A 16,312-nucleotide genomic window follows, 5' to 3' on the forward strand; every position below is an offset into this window, starting at 1 on the left:
TTTCTATTCTGCGCCCGATCCCGTAGCGAAAAGGCGCAAGAAATACCCGACGAACCGCCTTGCATCGGCATCCATGCCATCGCCGCCCACCGGTTCGACGCCCCACAAGCGTCGATTCTGCTGCGCGGCGGTCATGCCGATCAGGACGCGGGCCATGTCGAGCGCGCCATCGTCCCGCAGTCGCCCCGCTGCAATCTGTTGCGCGATATAGCTGGCAAGCGCCCGTTCGATATGACCGGCCGCCTGTTGATAGAAGATGCGGCCGACCTCCGGAAAGCGCCCGCTTTCCGCGACGACCAGCCGCCATACCGCGACCGCATCGGCATGCGCGGTCTTGTTCATGAAGCTGCGGCAGAAATTGACCAGGGTCGCTTCGAGGTCGCCGGGCGCATCGAGTTCACCCATCACCTGCCGGCGAAAGGCGGCAGTGACGTCGGCAATCACCGCGCCGAACAATTCCTCCTTCGACGGGAAATAGCTCCACAACGTGGCCTTCGACCCGCCCAGCGTCTTGAGCAGCGCGGACATCGAAGTGGCGGCATAGCCATCTTCGAGAAACGAGCGTCGCGCGGCGGCAAGGATGGCCGCCCGGCGGTCTTGCTTGCGCGCCTCTCGCACCGTCATCGGGCGGTCTTCAGTGCCAGTCCTCATAAACTGTACTATACGGTACAGATTTCCGTTGACAACCACACGGACGGGGATCATGGCAAAAACCGTACCCACTAGTACGGTTTTTCGCTGATGCGCTCGATTCTCGAAAGGTCCGCCCGTCCGGCGGCGATTATTGCTGCCCTGTTGGTGTCCGCCTGCGCGACCGTGCCGAAGCTGGAACAGGCGCCGGTGATTGCGTCGCCGGGCGCCTACGCCACCGGTCGAAGTCTTGCGGGTACGCCGGACGCGGCATGGCCGGAGGACGCGTGGTGGCAGGCCTATGGCGACCGCCAGCTCGACACGTTGATCGCCGAGGCGCTGGCCGGTTCCCCCGACGTCGCCGTCGCCCGCGCGCGCGTGTTGCAGGCCGATGGCTATGCCCAGCAGGCCGGTGCCGTGCGCCTGCCGACGCTGGACGTCGCGGGCAGCGCGGGGCTGACCAAGCAGAGCTACAATAACGGCATTCCCGCCGATTTCGTGCCGAAGGGCTGGAACGACACCGGCCGGGTCGAAGGACAATTGGGCTTCGACCTCGACCTGTGGGGGCGCAATCGCGCCGGGTACGCCGCGGCGCGCTCGGATGCGGATGCGGCCCGGCTCGATTTCGCGCAGGCGCGCCTGACCCTGTCGACCAACATCGCCGACGCCTATGCCGATCTGGCGCGGCTGTTCGCCGACCGTGCGGTGCAGGCCAGCGCGGTCGAGGTGCGCCAGCAGACGCAAAAGCTGACGGGAGACCGCGTCACCGCCGGACTGGATACCCAAGCCGAATTGAAGCAGGCGCAGTCGGCGGTCCCAGCGGCGCGTGCCGATCTGGCCGCGACCGACGAACAGATCGCACTGACTCGCAACCGCATCGCCGCTCTGCTGGGTGCCGGGCCCGATCGCGGCCTGTTGATCACGCCGCCGCGCGCGGCGATCGCCGTCCGCCCCCTGCCCGCCGGCGTCACCACCGACCTGATCGCCCGCCGCCCCGACATCGTCGCGGCACGGACCCGCGTCGAGGCGGAGGCAAGCCGGATCAAGGTGGCGCGCGCCGACTTCTACCCGTCGGTCCGGCTGTCGGCGGTGCTCGGCTTCCAGTCGTTCGGGCTCGGCAATCTGTTCAAGAGCGGCTCGACCGCCGGCACCGTCGGTCCGGCGATCAACCTGCCGATCTTTCGCGGCGGCGAATTGCAGGGCCGCTACCGCGTCGCCCGCGGCAACTATGACGCGGCGGTCGCCGATTACGACCGCACCGTTACCGACGCCTATCGCGCGGTTGCCGATGCAGTGGTTAGCCAGCGTGCGCTCGACACCCGCCTGACCCAATCGCGCCAGGCACTGACCGACGCACAGGGCGCTTATGACGTCGCGCGGCTGCGCTACGAGGGCGGATTGTCCCGGTTCCTCGACGTGCTGACCGCGCAGGACCGGGTATTGCAGGCGCGGCGGACCGTCGCCGCGCTCGACGCCCGCGCCTTCACCATCGACATCGCGCTGGTACGCGCACTCGGCGGCGGGTTCGCCACGCCCGCCGGACAGAGCAACGAGGACCCGACCCATGGCTGATTCCGAACCCGCCGTCCCCGCAGCCGCCGAGGGTGCGCCGTCCACCAAGCGCAAGAAGCTGCTGGGCGGGATCGCCGCCATCGTCCTGCTGGGCGGGGTCGGCTATGGTGCGTGGTATACGCTGGTCGGCAGCCATTATGTCGAAACCGACAATGCCTATGTCGGCGCCGATACCGCACAGGTGACGCCGATGATCGCGGGACAGGCGATCGCCGTGACCGCGTCGGATACGCAGGCGGTGAAGCGCGGCGATATCCTCGTCCGGCTCGACGACAGCGACGCGCGGATCACCCTTGCCGCTGCCGAGGCCGATCTGGCCAAGGCGCAGCGGATGTTCGGCCAGACGGCGGCGACCAGCACTGCCCTGTCCGAACAGGTCCGCGCGCGCGGCGCCGATGTCAGCAGCGCCCGGGCACAGCTGGAATCGAGCGAAGCGGCGTTCGCCAAGGCGCAGGTCGATTTCGATCGCCGTCGCCGCCTGGTTTCCGCCGGCGCCGTGTCGGGCGACGAGCTGACCGCCGCCACCAACGCGCTGGCCGCCGCCCGTGCCGCGCGCGAACAGGCGCGTGCCGCAGTGGCGCAGGCATCGTCGCAGCGCGGTGCGGCGGCGGGCAACCTTGCCGCCAACCAGGCACTGATCCAGGGGACGACGGCATCCAGCTCGCCCGACGTTCTCGCCGCCGAGGCGAAGGTGCGGCAGGCCCGGCTCGATCTGGAGCGCACCGTCATTCGCGCGCCGATCGACGGCGTCGTCGCCAACCGCACCATCCAGGTCGGCCAGCGCGTCGCCTCCGGTGCGACGGTGATGCGGATCGTGCCGGTGGGCCAGGTCTATGTCGATGCGAACTTCAAGGAAGGCCAGCTGACGAAGGTGAAGCCGGGGCAGCCGGTAACGCTCACCTCCGACCTGTATGGCGGCGACGTCGAATATCACGGCCGGGTGGTCGGCTTTTCGGGCGGCACCGGATCGGCGTTCGCGCTGATCCCGGCGCAGAACGCGACCGGCAACTGGATCAAGGTCGTCCAGCGCCTGCCGGTGCGGGTCGCACTCGATCCGCGGGAGCTGGCCGCACATCCGCTGCGCGTCGGGCTGTCGATGACCGCCGAAGTCGACATTTCGGGGCAATAGTCCGCGCGACAGGGAGTTCGGCACCATGGCCGGCCAAAACGATTTCAAGCCGTTCAGCGGCGCGACGCTGTGGCTCGCCGGGCTGGTGCTGGCGCTGACCAACTTCATGGTGGTGCTCGACACCACCATCGCCAACGTATCGGTCGGGCATATCGCCGGGTCGCTCGGCATCTCGACCAGCCAGGGGACGTGGATCATCACCTCCTACGCGGTGGCGGAGGCGATCTGCGTGCCGCTGACCGGGTGGCTGGCCGGACGGTTCGGGACGCTGCGGACCTTCGTGTTCGGGATGATTGGCTTCGGCATCTTCTCGATCCTGTGCGGGCTGTCGACCAGCCTGGCGATGATCGTGGCCGCCCGGATCGGTCAGGGGCTGTGCGGCGGGCCGCTGATGCCGCTGACCCAGACGATGCTGCTGCGCATCTTTCCCAAGGAAAAGCACGGCCAGGCGATGGGCCTGTGGGCGATGACGACTGTCGTCGCGCCGATCCTGGGGCCGATCCTGGGCGGGACCATCAGCGACAGCTGGTCGTGGCACTGGATTTTCTTCATCAACATTCCGGTCGCGATCCTGTGCGTGTTCGGCGCGCTGCGGCTGCTCAAGCCCGCCGAGACGAAGCGCGAGAAGCTGAAGGTCGACAAGATCGGCCTTGCGCTGCTGGTGCTGTGGATCGGTGCGCTGCAAATCATGCTCGACATCGGACGCGAGCATGACTGGTTCGAGGACCCGACGATCATCATCCTGGCGCTGGTCGCCGCGATCGGCGCGGCAGCATTCATCGTGTGGGAACTGACCGAACGGCAACCGATCGTCGACCTGCGCGTGTTCCGGCATCGCGGGTTCACCGTCGCGGTCTGCGCCTTGTCGTTCGCGTTCGGGACGTTCTTCGCCTCGGTCGTGCTGATCCCGCAATGGTTGCAGGCAAGCCTTGGCTACACGTCGACCTATGCCGGCTATGCCACCGCGTTCAACGGCGTCGGCGCGGTGATCATGTCGCCGATCGTCGCGCAGCTGATGAAGAAATACGATCCGCGCGCGCTGGTGTGCTTCGGCATCTTCTGGCTGGGGGGCATGTCGCTGCTGCGCGTCGGGTGGACGACCGGCGCAGATTTCTGGACGCTGGCATTCCCGCAGATGCTGCAGGGGTTCGGCATGCCGTTCTTCTTCATTCCCCTGACCACCATCGCCCTGGGTGCGGTCGAGCCACAGGAAACGGCGTCGGCGGCGGGCGTCATGAGCTTCCTGCGAACCATGGCCGGGGCGATCGGCACGTCGATTTCCACCACGCTCTATACCGACAACATGACCATCGCACGCAGCGAGATGACGTCACGGCTGAACACCGACGCCACGGCCAATGCCATGATGGCACAGGGATTTTCGCTGGAGCAGGTCCGCGCTGCGATCGAAATGACGGTGACGCGCGAGAGCAGCACACTGGCGATCAATCACCTGTTCCTGTTGTCGGCCATCGTGTTCGGCGTGGCGGCGCTCATCATCTGGCTCGCTCCCCGGCCCCGCCGGATGGCGAAACCCGGCGAGGCGCACTAGCGCGCGCGCGGCGCGGTCGATTCGAACCAGACCATGTCAGTGCGCCAGCCACGCTCCCCCGCCAGCGTCGCGATCCGGTCGCGCCATTCGCTGCCGCGCGCACCCAGCGGCGGCGCCATCACCGCCGGATCGAACGGACCCTTGCCTGTCACCAGCAGCACGCCCGACCAGCCGGCATGGTCGAGGTCGATCTGCATCCGGTAGCGGTCGTTGCCGAGATCGGTGATCGGCGTGCCGCCCCGTGACGCCCGCAACGCGGCGGTGAACGCCGTGCGGCTGGGAAGTATCTGTTCGATCCGGCCCGACGGCTCGATCCCGAACAGGGCGAAGTCGAGCGACGGGTCGGCGATATCGATCAGGACCAGCGCATTCGCCGCTAGCTTTCCGGGATAGATCGACGTGGCAGGTTGCTGCCGCATCTCGAAGCGACGCAGCGGCACGCTCAGCCAGCTACGCCCGGTTGCGCGAATCTGACGAAAGGCGTCGAGCGCGGCGCAACCGGCGGGCGTGATGAGCGCCACATCGGCGAAATCGATGTTGCGCGCCGAACTGCCGCGATCGCGGAGCGTCTCCGATATCTCGTTCTGCGCCTGACCGGGATCGCCCGCCACACCGGTCAGCGCGACGTCGATCCCGCCGCCCTGCGCCTTAATATCGGTGATGCTGAGCCACGTGCAGCCGACCGACGGCAGCGCGGCGTCGATCGCCGACCGGGCCTGCTGGACGACGTCGCCCTTCGCGACGACCGGCGCGGTGGAATTGCCGACGGGGTCGTCTCCGCTGCGGAACGCGAAGAACAGTGCCACCAGCAGCAGGACGGCAAGCGCGCCGCCGGCGATCCACCAGGTGCGTAACGGATGTCGATCGGTCGCACCGGGCACCTCGGCCGCATCCAGCGCCGCCCGCACGGCATCCATGTCGCGTAACCGCTGCGCCGGGTCAGGCCGCACCATTCGCTCCACCACGCCGCGCAAGGGGACCGGTACCGCCGCGAGGTCGAGCCCGGCCCGCCGCTTGTCGACCGCGTCCACCAACGTCCCGCCGAGGCCGAGGTCGGCGCCGCGCGCCACCGCCAGGATCAGCAGGCCGAGGCTGTAGACATCGGTCCACGGCCCCAAGGCCCGATCGAAATCGCCAAGCTGTTCGGGCGCGACATAGCCGAGCTTGCCGGCAAAACCGTCGCCGACGATCGTCGCGGTGCCGGGGTCGAGGTCCTTGGCGATGCCGAAATCGATCAGCTTCGCCCGGGACAACTCGCCGCCGCCCAACAGGACGTTGTCGGGCGCCACATCGCGGTGGATCGCGCCCAGCCGGTGCGCCGCCGACAGTCCCGAGGCGAGCCGTCGCAGCAACGCCCCCAGCGCGGCGGGATCGGGCCGCAGAGTCGACAACACATCCGACAGGCTGGTCCCGTCGATATATTCGGTGACGATATAGAGGACACCCAGTGCGGGCTCCATCGCCAGCACGCGATACTGCACCACCGCTTCGTGATGCAGCCGGGTCAGCGTCTGCGCCTCGCGCTTGAACAGGGTGATGACGTTGGGATCGGCGGCCAGCGCCGGCAGCATCACCTTGATCGCGACGCGTTCGTCGGTGGCGAGGTTCGCGCCTTCGAACACCTCACCCATGCCGCCCCGCGCCAGGAAGCGGCGGACGACGAACATGTGGTTGAGCACGTCGCCCGGCTGGATACCCGCGCTGCGCTGCGCTGCAGGCCCGGTGCCGGCCGGTTCGAACACCGTACGCTCGCTCTCCTCGCCCATGCCGGGCTGAAACACGGTGCGATCGTCGTCGTCGCCGATCATGCTCCCCTGCCCCCGAGCGACAGCGCGGTCGCCTCGTCGACCGCGACCAGCACGATCGTGACATTGTCAGGCGCGCCACCGGCCAGTGCCCCTGCGATCAACTGGTCGAGCGCCGCCTGGACGTCGGCAAGCGCCAGCGTTGCGGCGATCGCCGCTTCGTCGGTCGTCGCGGTCAGCCCGTCGCTGCACAGCAGGAACACGTCGCCCGGCAGAGCATCGTCGGTCACCACATCGACCGCCAGCCGCGCACCGACCCCAACCGCCCGTGCCAGCACATGCCCGCGCGGATGATCGCGTGCTTCCTCCGCCGTGATCAGGCCGCGGTCGACCATTTCCTGCACCTGGCTATGGTCGCGGGTCAGGGGATGCAGCACGCCGTCGCGCAGCACATAGGCGCGGCTGTCGCCGACCCAGACTGCGGAGAAACACCCGTCGCGCACCAGCAAGGCGACGACGGTCGACCCCATCTGCTGCGTCCGGCGCTGTGCCTCGCTCCAGATGCGGCGGTTGGCGCTGTGGACGGCGTCGGCGACGGCGCGCGTCGCGTCGTGGAAATCACCCGGCAGTGCGACCGCCTCCAGCGCCTGCACCACGGCGTTCGATGCCCAGTCGCCATGCGCGTGCCCACCCATGCCATCGGCGACCGCCCACAGCCCCAGATCGTCACGCGCGCAGAAGCGATCCTCGTTGATCCGCCGTTTCAGCCCCGGATGGGTCGCCGCGACGGCACGGATGCGAACCGCGCCGGTCATGCAAGCATTGCCCGCACCAGATCGACCGGCCGTTTTCCGGTCAGGATACGACCGTCCGCGCCCACCCAGCGCTGCACTGCTCCGTCCGGGCGCTCCGCCGCCATCGCCAGCCGATCCACGTCCCAACCCTCCATGATCGCCGATCGCAGCAATTCCTCGCATGCGGCCGGATCGAAAGCAGCAGCGGCAGTCAGCAACAACAGCGGAAACCGTCGCCCGACCGCATCCTGCGACGCGGCAACCGCGCCGGCCACCCCGTCACCCTCCGCCCGCCACGGCTGCGCCGCATCGAACCGATCGGCGAAGCCTGCGCCATAGGTCTCGCGCGCGTCCAGCAGCGACGCAGACAGCCACGTATCGAATGCGGCGCGATCCTCGGCCGTCATGCCCCGTGCGACGAAATCGCCATGCACGGGCAGCTTGCCGAACACCCACGCGGTCATAGCGTCGCCGGACAACGGAACGACCACAGCCCGGCCCGGCTGAACGGGTTACGCTTGGTCGGCAGCGCGATCTTGAGCGTCGTGCGCGCCGCCCCTTCGCCCAGGCTCGCCTCGATCGCCTGTTCGCCGGCATTGCGCTTCTCGGCGCGGTCCATCAGCCGGAACAGTGCCCACGGCCCCTCGGTCTCGATCCGTGCGATTTCCGGTCCCGGCGGTGCATCGGCACCGGCAGGCGCGGCGCCCGCGACCGCCGGACCATACAGGACCAGCGACGCCTCGGGCAGGCCGCCATTCGCCGACCACAGCAGTGGGCGCGGCTGGTTGCCGGTCGGGGTGAAGCGATAACGCGTGCCGCCGCTCGACAGCTCGACCGTCGCGACCCCCTGACCGAAGCGGGATACCGCGACCTTGATCGGCAGACCGCCTGCCAGCAGGTCGCGCAACTCGACCGTCCGCGACAGCGCTTCGGGCGTCGCCGGGTTCAGCGCGGCGGCGACCGGATCGCCATCGCGCCAGCGCCATACCGGTCCGGCGGTATCGATCATCGACGCCAGCCGCTGCTGCACGAAGCCGTCGAACACTCCACCCATGCCGAAGACACGCAACGTCTCAGCCATCGGTGCGTCCGGCGCACCCGCGAAGAAAGGGTAGTGCTCCTGGGCAACCCCCTTGCACGCCGGGAGGACGCTCTGCGCATAGGCATCGGTTACCGCACCGCTCGCCGCGCCGATCTGCGCGGCGGCACCACCACCAGCGGCGGCGTTGACGAACGACTGGAGCTGCGGCGGGGCTTGTGCAGCAGACGCCTTCACCGTCGCCAGCGCCTGCGCCATCGCCGCCTGGGTTGCGTCCGAACCGCCGCCGCCGCCGACCGACTGCGCCGCCATCACTGCCTGCCCCGCCGCCTTGATGCCCGCGACGAACTCGTCGATCGGTGCCTGGTTGCGACCGTCACCGACATATTCGTGGACGTTGCTGAAATAGCCGCTGATCTCGTCACCGGCATCGATCCCGCTCGCACGATCGCGCCCGAGTTCGTTGGCGACGCGGCCGAGGCGCGAGCGGTTCATGCCATAGCGCCCGGCCCGCGCCAGCCCGGCCTGCACCCCGCCGGTGAAGATCGTGTTCTTGCGCAGTTCGAGCAGCACGCGCTTCACCGGCGACGGGCTCTTGGTCAGCGCGCCGAACGCGGCAGGATCGCGGAAGTACGCACCGGGCTTCATCGCGGCGACGATCCCGTCCCATGCGGCAATATAGTCCTTGGCATAGAGCCCCGCGACGCCCGGACGGACGTTCGACAGTTCCTCACCGACGCCACCCTCGCCGGCACCGCCCAGCACCCACAGGTCGCGCTTCAGGTCCTGCTGTACGGTCGCCAGACCCGGCAGATACGCCTTCTCATAGCCGGCGCGGGTGAAGAAATAGGGAATGCGATAGGCCGCGACCGCGTCCGGGTCGGCAAAGGCCAGCACGTCGCCCTGCGACAGGATGTTCGCCGCTTCCCATGCCGGCCCCGCCGACGCCGCCTTCTGTCGCATCACCGCATAGGCACGATCGGCGAGGCTCAGCGTCTGCACCGCCGCGCGGGCCGAGGCGACCAATCCGGCGTCGAGCGGCGGGCGGCGATTGGCCCACACCGACGCCATGTCGCGATCCTCCAGCAACGCATCGAGGTGGCGGGTCAGCGCGGTGCGCTCCGCCTGGCTGTCCGCACCCGGATAGAGTTCACCCGCCCAGTCGGCCGTGACCCATGCCTTGACCGCCTTCGCGTCCATTGGCCCCTGCTGGCCGAGCATGAGATAGATTTTGAGCGGTTCGTACAGCCGCATCGGGTCGCGTCCGTCGGCGCGCATCACCGCCTCCAGCCGCAGCAGCAGCCGCGGCAGCATGATCCGGCGCAGCGCCACGCGGTAGCTTTCCTCGGCCTGCTGGCTGAGGCTCGATTGGTACAGCCCGAACGTCATCGCCAGCGGCGGGCCGCCGGCGCGGCGTTCGGCATAGCCGCGCGGCAGATTGCGCAGCGTATCGAGCGCGGGCAGCGCGGCGCGCAGATCGGCGTCGTCCTCGCGCACCTGCACCAAGTCGACACCGGCCTCGCGCAGCTGGTTCTCGGCCAGCTGCGCGCGTGCCGCCAGCTGGTTCTGGAACGCACGGTTGCGGGCATAGCTGAAGCCCCATGCCGTCAGCACCAGCGCAGTGACGATCCCGATCGCCGCCAGCGCCGCGATCAGCCGCGCGCGGTGCCGTGTCCGGGCGCGCAGGTCGGTCGACCCCAGCCCGGCCTCGGGAAACATGACCTCGGTCAGCAATCGGTTGAGGAAATAGGCGCGGCTGCGCGTCTCCATCCCTCCGGCGGGCGTTTCGTACACATCGCCCATCGCGGCGAGGATACGATCGAGCGGCGCCCCCTCCTGCACGCCACTGGTCAGGTAGAAGCCGCGCAGCTGCGCCGGGGCATCGTCCCCCGCGACGAACGCACCTTCGGCAAAGCGCATCATGCGCGCGCGGAGACTCCGCAGCTGGGCAGGGAAGCCCAGCATCATGCCGCGACGGCGCTGGTCGACCTCCTCGAACAACCGCCGTGCCTGCCGGTCGGCGATCGCCTGCGCCGACACGTCGAATGCCTCTGCCAGCGCCTCCGCGCTCGGCCGCCCCTCCGCATAGGGCAAGGTCGCGCCGAACACCGCGCGCCGCCCCTCGACATCCAGATCGTCGAAATAGGTATCGAACCCGGCCAGCAGATCGGCCTTGGTGACGATCAGATAGACTGGCACCGCCGTTTCCAGCGTCCGGCGCAGCTCGACCAGCCGCCGCCGGACCGCGCTGGCATGGGCGTCGATCGCCGCGCAATCGCTGCCGACCAATTTGTCGACCCCGATCGCGACGATAATGCCGTTGATCGGTTGCGCCGGGCGATGACGCTTGAGTAAATTGAGGAACGCACCCCACCCCGCCGCATCGACGGTGGCGTCCGAATCCTGCGTGGTATAGCGGCCGGCGGTGTCGACCAGCACCGCTTCGTCGGCGAACCAGAAATCGAGATTGCGGGTGCCGCCCACACCCTTTGCCGCCTGTTCGACGAAGGGGAAACGTAGGCCCGAATGGAGCAAGGCCGTCGTCTTGCCCGCGCCCGGCGGGCCGATGATGACATACCAAGGGCGGCTGTAGAGATAGTCGCGGCGATTGCCCGATGCGCTGCGCAGCTTGGCCAGCGCATCGCCCATGCGGCTGCCGAGCGCCTTGCCCTCTTCCTCCGCCGCATCGGGTCCGGCCAGTTCCTTGGCGATGGCGTCCGAACGCTTCTTCGCCCGCCAGCGCCGCCATCCCCACCATGCGCCCCAGAGCAGCGCGATGCCGATGACGAACGCGATCCGCACGCTCCACGGCCGGAAGAAGGCGAAGAACAGCGGCAGCGCGAACACGACGATCAGCGCCAGCACCAGCGCCGACAGCAGCGTAACCGCATACCAGTTGGTGAAGAACCGCCGCATCACTGGCGCCTCGGCACGATGATCTCAACCCGGCGGTTCTGCGACTTGCCCTCCGGCGTATCGTTCGATGCGATCGGCACGCTTTCCCCCAGCCCCTTGGTCGTCACGCGCGCCGGATCGGACAGGTCCTCACGGATCAGCTTGCCGACCGTTTCCGCCCGCGCTTCGGACAGCGCCATGTTGTCGGGGAAGCGGACCGTGGCGACGCGGTCGTTATCGGCATGGCCTTCGATCAGCACCGATCCCCGCTCGCCCTCGATCGCGCGACCGATGCGGTGGAACAGCGCATCGCGCCCATCCTCCAGTTCGTCCGATCCGGATTCGAACAGCTGCCCGAGGGTAGTGCGTACCCGCACCGTCTGCGCATCCTCCTCGACCGTCACCAGCCCTTCGCGGATTTCCGGTTCTAGGAACTTCGCGAGGCGCGACGCCTGCGCGCTGCGCGCCGCCACCATGGCCTCGGCCGGGCGCGACAGGGTCAGGCGGCTGTCGGGATTGAGCGCCGCCAACCGGTCGGCCGGCAAATCGCCACTCGACGCCAGCATCAGCCGCAATATGGCATAGGCGAGCACCAGCAGCGCCAGCGCGCCCGCCGCCGCCAGCGCGAGGATGTTCATCCCGATCCGCGCGGGCGGCGCCTTCTCGCCCCGCCAGTTCGGCACCAGCTCGACCTGCGACAGGCTGCGGACATGCGGCAGCGCGCCGTACAGCCGCGTCATGATCTCCTGCAACCGCCGTCGCCCGTCGGGCATCACGCGGAAGCGCCCCTCGAACCCGGCGGCGAGGCAGGCATGGAACAGCTCGATCAGGTCGAGATTGTCGTGCGGCGTGCGCAGCATGTCGTCGACCAGCTGCCAGAAGCGGTCGCCGCCGATATTCTCGTGGAAGAACTGCACGACCATCGACCGCCGCGCCCATTCGGCGCCGTCGGTGCCGATACCGGGCAGGTTCTGCGCGATGTCGTCGGCGGTCGCGCAGACGGCATATTTGGCGCGCTGGCGCTTTTCCTCGGGGTAATGGCCCGCGATCGCCCGTTCGAACGTCGCGATCGCCTTGGCGCATTCGCGGTGGAACTCGGGCATCGGCATCCGCACCCGCCCCGCGCGCACCGCCGCCAGCAGCGCGAGGACCGGCTCGGCCTCGGCCAGCATGACGTTGCGCACCTTTGGCGGTGTCGCGGGCAGCGGCACGTCGTCCTCGGACAGTCGCGACGGGGCAAGGCTGCCCCCGCCCGGCGCGTGGCCGGTACGCGACAGCGGCGGCGGCGCGCCATAGCCCGCGTCCGGCGCGGTACCCCGCCGCAGTCCTTGCAGGGGCGACGGCCGGAAGACCGTCTTGTCGCCGTCGTCGCCGTCCTCGGTCACCGCGCGCTCCGCTTTACGCACCACAGTTCGAGCTTCAGCCCCGGCCAGTCACCTGCGACATGCAGCCCCAGCGCCGTCGCCTGCTGGAACTCGGCCCAGTCGGGCACGCCGCGATCCAGCTCGAAATAGACGAAGCCCGGCAGCACGCGCAGCTGCGGCGGCGGGGTCGGCGTATGGCGCAGCGGCACGCCGGGCAACGCCGAATCGACGATCTGCCGCATCCGCTGCACTGCGCCGATCTTCGCGACCGAGGGGAACAGCCCGCGGATTTCCTCGACCGGGGCGGCCGCCGTTACCGCAAGGTAGAAATAGCCGGTCTGGTACAACCCATGGTCGGTGATCCGCGACACATAGGCCCCCGGCCCCGCCTGATCGAGCGGCAGCTGCACGGCGGAGCGTTCGAACACCGCCGACAGCATCGACTGGAGCAGGTCGAACACCGGATCGAAACATTGCTGCGGATCGACATGGTCGTAGCGCGGCAACGGTGGCGCGCGCCGTTCGGGCCGGATCAGCGTCGCCAGCTCGCCCGCCATCGACACCAGCGCCTCGAACAGCCGCTCGGGATGGACCATCGGCAGATGCTGGAGGTGGTCGAGTACCGGCAGCCAGCGGTTGAGCGCCTGCAGCAGCAGGAACCCGGCAAAGGTGTCCGACCCGCCATCGGTCGCCTCGACCGCGCGCAGCGCCAGCTCGCCCGCGCGCTGACCGGCACGCCCGGCAATATCCGACAGCCCGCCGCGCAGCCGTGCCGCCGCCGCGATATCCAGCGTCGCCGGGATATAGCGATCGTCGAGCATCACCCGCTTATTCTGCACCTCGCGCACCTTGACGAGGCCCAGCGTTACCCGGCCATAGGTCTGGTCACGCGTTACGCCGAAGCGGAGATTGGGGCGGGCCAGTCCGACCGGTTCGCTCGTCCGGTCACTGGAGAAGCTATCGGCGACCTCGGCATCGTCGACCAGGAACCGTGCGTCGAGGCTGTCGCTGTCCGCCTCGCGAAACTGGACCGCGCCCGACTGGCCCACCGGCAGCGTCAGCGAGATCAGCGCGTCGCGCGCATCCGCCGGAATGTCGAGCGGCGGCGGCGGCGGGAAGTCGTCGGGGATCGCAAAGGGCGTTCCGTCGGGCAGGATGCCGGTCGCACGCGTCACCGCGAACTTGCCCAGGGTCGCCACATCCTCGTCGATGACCAGCTCGGTCAGCCCCCACGGCCATGGCCGGATCGACGCGATCCGCGCGTTCAGCTGCGCTTCGGCATGGCGGTCCTGCGCTTGAAAATGCTGCGGCCGCAGGAACATACCCTCGGACCACGCCACCCGGTTCTTCACCAACCTCTACCCCCTCCCGACGGATCATGCCGCGCCGGAGCCAAGTTACTGCCAGATCGTTTCGCCACAGCAATAGCTGCCGGAGGGACGCCCGGCGCCGTCAATGGTTCCAAGGGCAGGCCATGCAGTATCGCGACGATCCCGAACCGTCCTACGACCCACGCTCGTGGAGCCGCCCCCGGCCCGTCCCGGTAGCCGCACCGGCTCCGCCGACACCACCGCCGGTCGATCGCGGCCGTAGCCGGGTGCCGCTGGCCGCCAGTGCCGCTATCGCCCTCGGCGGGGCGATCCTCGCCTATGCCGCCCGGCCGGCCGGCGACGAAGCCGTCACCCCGGGACCCGCGCCGACCGCTACGGCCGGCACATCCTACGACCAGCGCGTCCTCAACATCGCCGCCCCCGGCGCGATCGCGCCGACGCTCGCCTCGCTGGGCGTTGCGGAGGACGACGCCGCCCGTGCCGCGCAACTGGCACAGGCGGCGCTGGGCGATACGCCCGGCCTCATCCGCCTCGACGTCACGCTGGCGGATGCCACGCTCCACGCCGTCACCGCGACCCATGTCGATGGCGGCGGTGTCGTGATAGAGCGCGGCGGCGACAATGCGCTGACGGCCAAGCCGCTGTCGGCGAAGCTCACCCGCCGGATGCGTTTCGTCCGCGGCGAGCTGGACGGTGAAAGCTTCTACAGCTCGGCGGTCGCGGCGGGGGTCAGCGACGTGCTGGTCGGCGCCTTCGCCAACGCCTTTCGCTACGACTTCGACATCCAGCGCGAAGTGTCGGCGGGCGACGTGTTCGAAGCGGGGTTCGAGGAACGGGTCAACGCCGATGGCGAGGCGGTCGGCGCGCCGCGCCTCGTCTACGCCTTTCTCTCCACCCCGACCAAGACCCGCGCGCTCTACCAGTACCGCCTGCCCGGCGATGCGGAGGCGGAATGGTTCGACAGCAGCGGCCGCAGCAGCCGCCGGTCGCTGATGCGCACGCCGGTCGACGCCGCGCGGATCAGTTCGGGCTTCGGCATGCGCGGCCATCCGATCCTTGGCTTTCGCAAGATGCACCGCGGCACCGACTTCGCCGCGCCTACGGGCACGCCGATCTTCGCGGCCGGCGATGCCACCGTGTCGTTTGCGGGGATGAAGGGCGCCAACGGCAATTTCGTCCGGCTGCGCCACGACAATGGATGGGAGACGCTCTATTTGCACATGAACCGCATCGCCGCCGCGATCGTGCCCGGCAGCCGCGTGGCACAGGGCACGCAGATCGGCGAGGTCGGCACCACCGGGCGCTCGACCGGTCCGCATCTGCACTACGAGGTTCATATCGACGGGCAAGCGGTCGATCCGTTGTCGATCGAAACCGGTGGCGGCCGCGCGATCCCGGCCGCGGCGATGGCGGCGTTCCGCAAGATCCGCGACGCCATCGACGCGAAACGGGCGGAGACTATGTAATCTCACGCCCACCGCCGCCGGAACACCAGCAGGATCGCCGCCAGCAACGCGATGCCCATCGCGATACTGGCGTTCAGCCCCGCCGCCGATCCACCCCATAGCGCTGCACCGTTCAGGTCGAGGTCGATGACCGCTCCGAACGCCCCGGTGCCGGGGTTGGGGTCCAGTCCCACGCCCAGCTGCTCGACCGCATTCCACGCGAAATGCGCGCCTACCGCCGGCCAGAGCCCGCCCTGCAGCGCCAGCAGCCCGAACAATATCCCGCCGAGCAGCATATTGACCAGCATGACCAGCTCCATGCCGCCCAGCACCGCATGCAACGCTGCGAACGATACCGCCGTCAGCGGCACTGCGCCGCTCGCCCCGACCCCGCGCACGAGCAACGGCTGGACATAACCGCGGAACATGGCCTCTTCCGCCGTGACCTGGACCAACACGATGAGCAGCCCCAACGGCAACGTCGAGCGACCAACCGATCCGCTCCCCCAGCCCAAGGTCCCGGCAAGCGCGCAATAGCCGATCGCCAGCAGCAACGCGCCAAGCCCGATCGCAGCACCCTGCCCGAACTCGGCCACCGCCGCGCCGCCCGGCCACCGCCACGACAATCCCGCGACCTTGCGCAACCCCAGCGCCAGCAACAGGATCGCCCCGAATACGACGAAGCCGAACCCTGCGTCCGCCACCGCCGGCGAAGCGCCTTGCACCATGTGATCGGCAAAGGGCGTCACGCCCCACAGGCATACCCATGTCGCCAACACCCCGGCGCCCGCCAGTGCGATCGGGCGGGCCTGCACG

At 69.1% G+C, this 16,312-nt stretch carries 12 protein-coding genes; 4 read left to right on the forward strand and 8 right to left on the reverse strand.

Features of this window, described 5'->3' with window-relative positions; all coding sequences use genetic code 11:
• Window positions 1-3: 3 nt before the first annotated feature.
• Window positions 4-651, reverse strand: coding sequence for a TetR/AcrR family transcriptional regulator (locus MF610_RS00370; RefSeq protein ID WP_242192151.1), 648 nt, complete (start codon window positions 649-651; stop codon window positions 4-6).
• A gap of 90 nt (window positions 652-741) precedes the next feature.
• On the opposite strand from MF610_RS00370, the gene MF610_RS00375 reads away from it, so the two are divergent.
• From MF610_RS00375 to MF610_RS00385, 3 genes are read left to right on the forward strand one after another with little or no spacing between them, the layout of a single operon-like run.
• Window positions 742-2,202, forward strand: a complete 1,461-nt coding sequence (locus MF610_RS00375; protein WP_242192152.1) for an efflux transporter outer membrane subunit — start codon at window positions 742-744, stop codon at window positions 2,200-2,202.
• Window positions 2,195-3,331 (forward strand): HlyD family secretion protein, encoded by a 1,137-nt coding sequence (locus tag MF610_RS00380; protein ID WP_242192153.1) that lies wholly within the window; start codon window positions 2,195-2,197, stop codon window positions 3,329-3,331. The genes MF610_RS00375 and MF610_RS00380 overlap by 8 nt, the downstream gene beginning before the upstream one ends.
• A 25-nt stretch (window positions 3,332-3,356) precedes the next feature.
• Window positions 3,357-4,883 (forward strand): DHA2 family efflux MFS transporter permease subunit, encoded by a 1,527-nt coding sequence (locus tag MF610_RS00385; RefSeq protein ID WP_242192154.1) that lies wholly within the window; start codon window positions 3,357-3,359, stop codon window positions 4,881-4,883.
• On the opposite strand, the gene MF610_RS00390 is transcribed toward MF610_RS00385, so the two are convergent.
• From MF610_RS00390 to tssK, 6 genes are read right to left on the reverse strand one after another with little or no spacing between them, the layout of a single operon-like run.
• Window positions 4,880-6,691, reverse strand: a complete 1,812-nt coding sequence (locus tag MF610_RS00390; protein ID WP_242192155.1) for a serine/threonine-protein kinase — start codon at window positions 6,689-6,691, stop codon at window positions 4,880-4,882. The genes MF610_RS00385 and MF610_RS00390 overlap by 4 nt on opposite strands.
• Window positions 6,688-7,443 (reverse strand): PP2C family protein-serine/threonine phosphatase, encoded by a 756-nt coding sequence (locus tag MF610_RS00395; protein WP_242192156.1) that lies wholly within the window; start codon window positions 7,441-7,443, stop codon window positions 6,688-6,690. The genes MF610_RS00390 and MF610_RS00395 overlap by 4 nt, the downstream gene beginning before the upstream one ends.
• A complete protein-coding gene (gene tagF / locus MF610_RS00400) occupies window positions 7,440-7,886 on the reverse strand; it encodes a type VI secretion system-associated protein TagF (RefSeq protein ID WP_242192157.1) in 447 nt (148 codons plus the stop codon). The genes MF610_RS00395 and tagF overlap by 4 nt, the downstream gene beginning before the upstream one ends.
• Window positions 7,883-11,377, reverse strand: coding sequence for a type VI secretion system membrane subunit TssM (tssM, locus tag MF610_RS00405; protein ID WP_242192158.1), 3,495 nt, complete (start codon window positions 11,375-11,377; stop codon window positions 7,883-7,885). Before tssM ends, tagF begins: the two co-directional genes overlap by 4 nt.
• Window positions 11,377-12,762, reverse strand: coding sequence for a type IVB secretion system protein IcmH/DotU (icmH, locus tag MF610_RS19005; protein WP_339328496.1), 1,386 nt, complete (start codon window positions 12,760-12,762; stop codon window positions 11,377-11,379). Before icmH ends, tssM begins: the two co-directional genes overlap by 1 nt.
• Window positions 12,738-14,072, reverse strand: coding sequence for a type VI secretion system baseplate subunit TssK (tssK, locus tag MF610_RS00420; protein ID WP_242192159.1), 1,335 nt, complete (start codon window positions 14,070-14,072; stop codon window positions 12,738-12,740). Before tssK ends, icmH begins: the two co-directional genes overlap by 25 nt.
• A gap of 122 nt (window positions 14,073-14,194) precedes the next feature.
• Here tssK and MF610_RS00425 point away from each other — a divergent pair, with 122 nt between their 5' ends.
• Entirely contained in the window at window positions 14,195-15,517 is a 1,323-nt protein-coding gene (locus MF610_RS00425) for a M23 family metallopeptidase (protein WP_242192160.1), read from the forward strand.
• Window positions 15,518-15,519: 2 nt separating this feature from the next.
• Here MF610_RS00425 and MF610_RS00430 read toward each other — a convergent pair whose 3' ends face one another.
• Complete coding sequence (locus tag MF610_RS00430; protein ID WP_242192161.1) at window positions 15,520-16,311, reverse strand: CPBP family intramembrane glutamic endopeptidase; 792 nt, start codon at window positions 16,309-16,311, stop codon at window positions 15,520-15,522.
• Window position 16,312: the final 1 nt, after the last annotated feature.

This window comes from Sphingomonas hankookensis (genome assembly GCF_022664465.1).
In the GTDB taxonomy this organism is placed as follows: Bacteria; Pseudomonadota; Alphaproteobacteria; order Sphingomonadales; family Sphingomonadaceae; genus Sphingomonas; species Sphingomonas hankookensis.